At 67.7% G+C, this 387-nt stretch carries 1 protein-coding gene; it reads right to left on the reverse strand.

What is annotated here, in order from left to right; genetic code table 11:
* Nucleotides 1-12: 12 nt before the first annotated feature.
* Nucleotides 13-387, reverse strand: a 375-nt coding sequence (locus B4L36_RS00380) for an exodeoxyribonuclease III (RefSeq protein ID WP_292950736.1), incomplete at its 5' end; no start/stop codon positions are given.

Genomic DNA, 387 nt, shown 5'->3' on the forward strand with positions numbered 1-387 from the left:
CCGGACGCGCGGTCAGGCAGCCAGCCTGACCCAGACCGGCACGTGATCGCTGGGCTTTTCGCCCGCCCGCGCCTCGCGGTCCACACCCGTCTCGATCAGCAGGTCGGCAGCCTGCGGCGACAGCAGCAGGTGGTCGATACGGATCCCGTCGTCCCGGTCGAAGGCGCCCGCCTGATAATCCCAGAAGGTAAAGGGGCCGCGCGCTGACCAGGGATCGCGGATGCGGATGGCATCGGTCCAGCCCTGATGGACGATCCGGCGCAGGGCGGCGCGGCTTTCAGGCAGGAACAGCGCGTCGCTGACCCAGTTTTTCGGATGAGCGGCGTCGCGCGGCTCGGGAATGACATTGAAATCGCCCAGCATCACCACCGGCATTTCCTCTGCCAG

This window comes from Paracoccus sp. UBA889, from assembly GCA_002294185.1.
Lineage (GTDB): Bacteria > Pseudomonadota > Alphaproteobacteria > Rhodobacterales > Rhodobacteraceae > Paracoccus.